The following is a 4,048-nucleotide window of genomic DNA, read 5'->3' as shown; positions in this document are numbered from 1 at the left end:
GGGCTGCTTTATTGGTTATTGCGCCCGGCTCAGGCTTCCGCAGCCCTCCTGCCACCCGGTGCACAAGACCCAATAAGTTTCAAAGCTATTTGTATTCGCTGTGGAAAATGCGTAGCTGCCTGCGAGCAGAAAGCGATCAACTTCGACGAAGCGGGTTTTCCCTTCATGGATGCTCTGCAAGGTTGGTGTGATTTCAGCGGAGATTGCACGCAGGCTTGCCCAACCGCAGCGCTACTCCCCTTCAATCCCGACATCGCAAAAATCGGCACGGCTGTCATTGATACCGATCGCTGTATTGCCTGGAATTTAAATTGCCAATTATGCTGCGGCCTGTGTATTCACGTTTGTGATGAACTTCAACAAGCCATCTACCGCGACGAAGACGGCAACCCTCACATTGATCCCGCACGCTGCAACGGCTGCGGGGCTTGCGTCACAATTTGTCCGCGCTCGGCTTTTACCGATGGCAATCCCAAACGCGGCAAAGCCGTATCCATCCAGTCTGTAAATTCTATAGGCCTATGACCACCCGAATCATCTCTGCCACAAAATCGAAGCGGCGCAAAAAAAGCAGGTTTCAGCTTAAATTATGGCCGACGGTGCGTTTCTTCTTCACCATCGGGTTTTTTATTTTAATCGGCACGGATATCTGGAACGGAAGTACCTGCGTGGTGGATATTGGCCCCCTGCAGATAGCCTGCCCACTGGGCGTGGCACAACTGATTGCAGCTTCCCGGAAGATCATCCCTGCACTCTTGGTGGGCGCGCTGGTAAGCCTGGGGTTGATCTTTTTCTTTGGGCGCGCCTTTTGCAGTTGGATCTGCCCTGGCCGCTGGATCTTCAACCGCGGGCCGGTGAAAAACTCAAAACCCTGGAAATACCGCGCCTGGGTTCAACGCGTGATTGTTGGGGGCGTCGTCGGCGCGGCCTTCGTTTGCCATAATCCAATATTTTGTACAATTTGTCCGGCGGGCGTTGTTTGTCGCGGCGCTATCGCCGCTGGAAATGGCGGCAGCGTTTTTCCAACCATCGGCTGGTACACCATGCTCGTCGGCGCAGAATGGGCGACCGGACGCTCGTGGTGCCGCGATATGTGCCCGCTCGGAGCCGCATTCAGCCGCATCAGCCGCTGGAACCCTTTCCTGAAAATTCGCCGCGCTGAAGAAACCTGCACGCCCTGTGTAGCTTGCCAGCGCGCCTGCCCCGAGGGATTGAATCTCTCGAAAGACACTGATTTTTCCACTTGCACCAAATGCCTGGAATGTATTGCGGCCTGCCCGCGTGGCGCGGTTAATGTAGAGTTGTTGCAGATTAAGTAACGCTACAATCGCAGTCTACCGGAGGACCATCTGCAAAAAGGACAGACCCCGCAAAATATGAACCCCATTACACACAAATCACCAGCCCCGAGCAAGTTCAGATTTACGAGCCAATCATGCTCAACTCCCAGGGATAGGTGACAACCAGCGTTTTAGAGGCTGCATCCTACGCCAAAGATAACCGCCTGCTGCCCAACGGCTTTGATCTCGCCAATGCCAGCGCTGATATTACGCCCTATGGAGATGCAACTGGCGATGATGATGTTATGGCTGGCGGCGATACAATCCACTATGCAATTGAACTTGGCGATTCGCCGGGTTCGTTATTCACTATTCAAGTTGAATTACTCTACCAATCGATTGGCTATCGCTGGGTAGAAAATTTACGCCCTGACGATACGCTCGAGGGAGAGATTTTTTAAAGCATGTATGATTTTTCTGGTAATATACCCATAATTGTGACCACATCCGAAGAGAAAGTCCAACCCTGATAGACTAAATTCAGCGCAAGAAATAATGGTGATAAGTCCGGGGAAGTTGGAATAACAGCCCCCCACCCCTGTCCCCTCCCCCGATACGAGGGAGGGGAATCTTGATACATAGGCCGCACAAGGCGGTCTTTTGCGTTAAAATACACGCTCTGGGCCAATCCGCTGACCACTGTTTAGCTTCCACCAATTCATGCGCATTTTCTGGGAATTGACGAAAACTTCTTTGCAGCGCCACCTGACCTACCGCGCCGCTACCGTCGCCGGGTTGGTGACAAATTTCTTCTTTGGCATTTTGCGGGCGGCTATTTTCGTTGCCCTCTACGACCAACAAGCCGAAGTAGGCGGTCTCAGCCTGCAAGGGGCAATCACCTTTGCGGCGCTGGCGCAGGCTTTCATCGGCTATTTGAGCCTGTTCTCGTGGTTCGAGTTGATGAACAGCGTCTACACCGGTGATATTTCCTCCGACCTGCTCAAGCCAATGAATTATTTCGCCTTCTGGCTGGCGCAAGATTTGGGCCGCGCCTTGGTCAATTTGCTGTTGCGCGGCCTGGTTCTAATGGCTGGATATGCTCTGATTTTCGATTTAATCTGGCCGAAGAGCACCCTTCAAATGCTGGCAGTATTGATGGCGATTGCACTCAGTTGGTTGATCAGTTTTGCCTGGCGTTTCCTGATCAATCTCTCCGCCTTATGGACTCCCAATGCGCGCGGCATTTTGCGCTTCTTCTTCGTCTTTTCGTGGTTTTTCTCTGGCTTCCTGATGCCTCTGCGCCTGTACCCAGATTGGGTGCAAACTATCAGCCGTTTTACACCCTTCCCATACATGCTCAATAGCATAGTTGAAATCTATCTCAATATGCTCAGCGGCCCGGAAGTGCTGCTCTCGCTACTAGTCCAATTGCTGTGGGCTGCAATTCTGATCGCCGCCGGGCAGTTCGTTCTGCGTGCCGGGGTACGGCGATTGGTGATTTTGGGCGGGTGAATTGACTATCTCACGCCAAGACGCAGAGGCGCAAAGAATAGTATGAAGATTGAACACCGCCAAAAGCCTTTGCGTGATACTACACCGTTATGAACGACTCACTAAATCTCTACCGCCGCCTGCTCGGCGTGCAAATTCGCTCACAGATGCAATACCGCGCCTCCTTTGCCCTGGAGTTGGTCGGCACAGGTTTGATTGCGCTCTTCGAGTACGCTTCGTTGGCGCTGGTCTTCGAGCGTTTCGACAATCTTGGCGGCTGGACGCTGGGACAAGTGGCTTTTCTCTATGGCATGGCCGAGTTCGCCTTTGGCGTCATGGATATGATTTTCGCCGGGTTCGATCCATCCCTTTTCGGGCAGAATGTGCGCCGAGGGACATTCGACCAACTTTTACTGCGTCCGGTGAATATCAGCGTGCAGGTCCTCGGCTCGGAGTTCACCCTGCGCCGTATCGGCAAGATCATTGTTGGGGCAGGAATTTTTGCCTCTGCGCTGGCGCTCAACCCCGTGGCATGGACTCCGCTCAAAGCGCTGCTGACAACCTTGATGGCCGTCAGTCAGGTGGCTTTCTTCGGGGGGCTGTTCATCATTGGGGCAACGATCACCTTCTGGACGGTCGAATCCATCGAAGTCGTCAATATCTTCACCTACGGCGGTAATTATATGACCTCGCATCCCATGCACATTTTCCCCACTGGCCTGCGTCAGTTTTTCACCTACGTCATCCCAGCGATTTTTTTGGCCTATTACCCGGCGCTGTATATTCTTGAGCTGCCCGATCCCTTTCACCTGCCCGCCTTTGCCCCCTGGTTGGCTCCGCTGGCTGGCCTGAGCGTGCTAATGACGGCGCTGGCCTTTTGGCGCTTCGGGATTCGTTATTATCAGAGTACAGGCACTTAATATGTCAATCATTCGAGTAAAAAATCTCGCCAAGCACTTCAAGGTTTTCCAACATCACCGCGGGGCGATGGGCGCGCTGCGCAACCTATTTACGCGGCAGTACAACCTGGTGCAAGCTGTAGATGGCCTCAGCTTTGAAATTCAGCCCGGTGAACTGGTGGGCTATATCGGGCCGAATGGAGCCGGAAAATCCACCACGATCAAAATGTTAACCGGATTGCTGGTCCCGACGGGCGGCGAACTCTCGGTGATGGGTCTGCTCCCGTGGCGAGATCGCCAGAAATATGTCTCGCGGGTGGGTGCCGTATTTGGGCAGCGCACAACCCTATGGTGGGATTTGCCCGTGATTGAGTCCCT

The 4,048-nt window shown here is 53.5% G+C and carries 6 protein-coding genes; all 6 read left to right on the top strand.

Annotated elements, in window-relative coordinates:
* Positions 1 to 525: 4Fe-4S dicluster domain-containing protein (locus HN413_18060; protein MBT3392306.1), on the top strand; the 525-nt coding region annotated here is incomplete at its 5' end.
* Entirely contained in the window at positions 522 to 1,319 is a 798-nt protein-coding gene (locus HN413_18055; GenBank protein MBT3392305.1) for a 4Fe-4S binding protein, read from the top strand. The genes HN413_18060 and HN413_18055, both read left to right, overlap by 4 nt.
* Positions 1,320 to 1,456: 137 nt before the next feature.
* Positions 1,457 to 1,741, top strand: coding sequence for a hypothetical protein (locus HN413_18050; GenBank protein MBT3392304.1), 285 nt, complete (start codon positions 1,457 to 1,459; stop codon positions 1,739 to 1,741).
* A gap of 259 nt (positions 1,742 to 2,000) precedes the next feature.
* Complete coding sequence (locus HN413_18045) at positions 2,001 to 2,792, top strand: ABC transporter permease (protein MBT3392303.1); 792 nt, start codon at positions 2,001 to 2,003, stop codon at positions 2,790 to 2,792.
* Between the two features lie 89 nt (positions 2,793 to 2,881).
* Positions 2,882 to 3,691: an ABC transporter permease gene (locus HN413_18040; GenBank protein ID MBT3392302.1), complete on the top strand. Its 810-nt coding sequence runs from the start codon at positions 2,882 to 2,884 to the stop codon at positions 3,689 to 3,691.
* A 1-nt stretch (position 3,692) separates the two neighbouring features.
* A partial coding sequence (locus HN413_18035) for an ATP-binding cassette domain-containing protein (GenBank protein ID MBT3392301.1) occupies positions 3,693 to 4,048 on the top strand: 356 nt, incomplete at its 3' end.

Source organism: Chloroflexota bacterium, assembly GCA_018648225.1.
Taxonomy (GTDB): Bacteria; Chloroflexota; Anaerolineae; order Anaerolineales; family UBA11858; genus NIOZ-UU35.
Note: the sequence above shows the minus strand (reverse complement) of the source record. Positions and strands in the feature narration are given on the sequence as shown.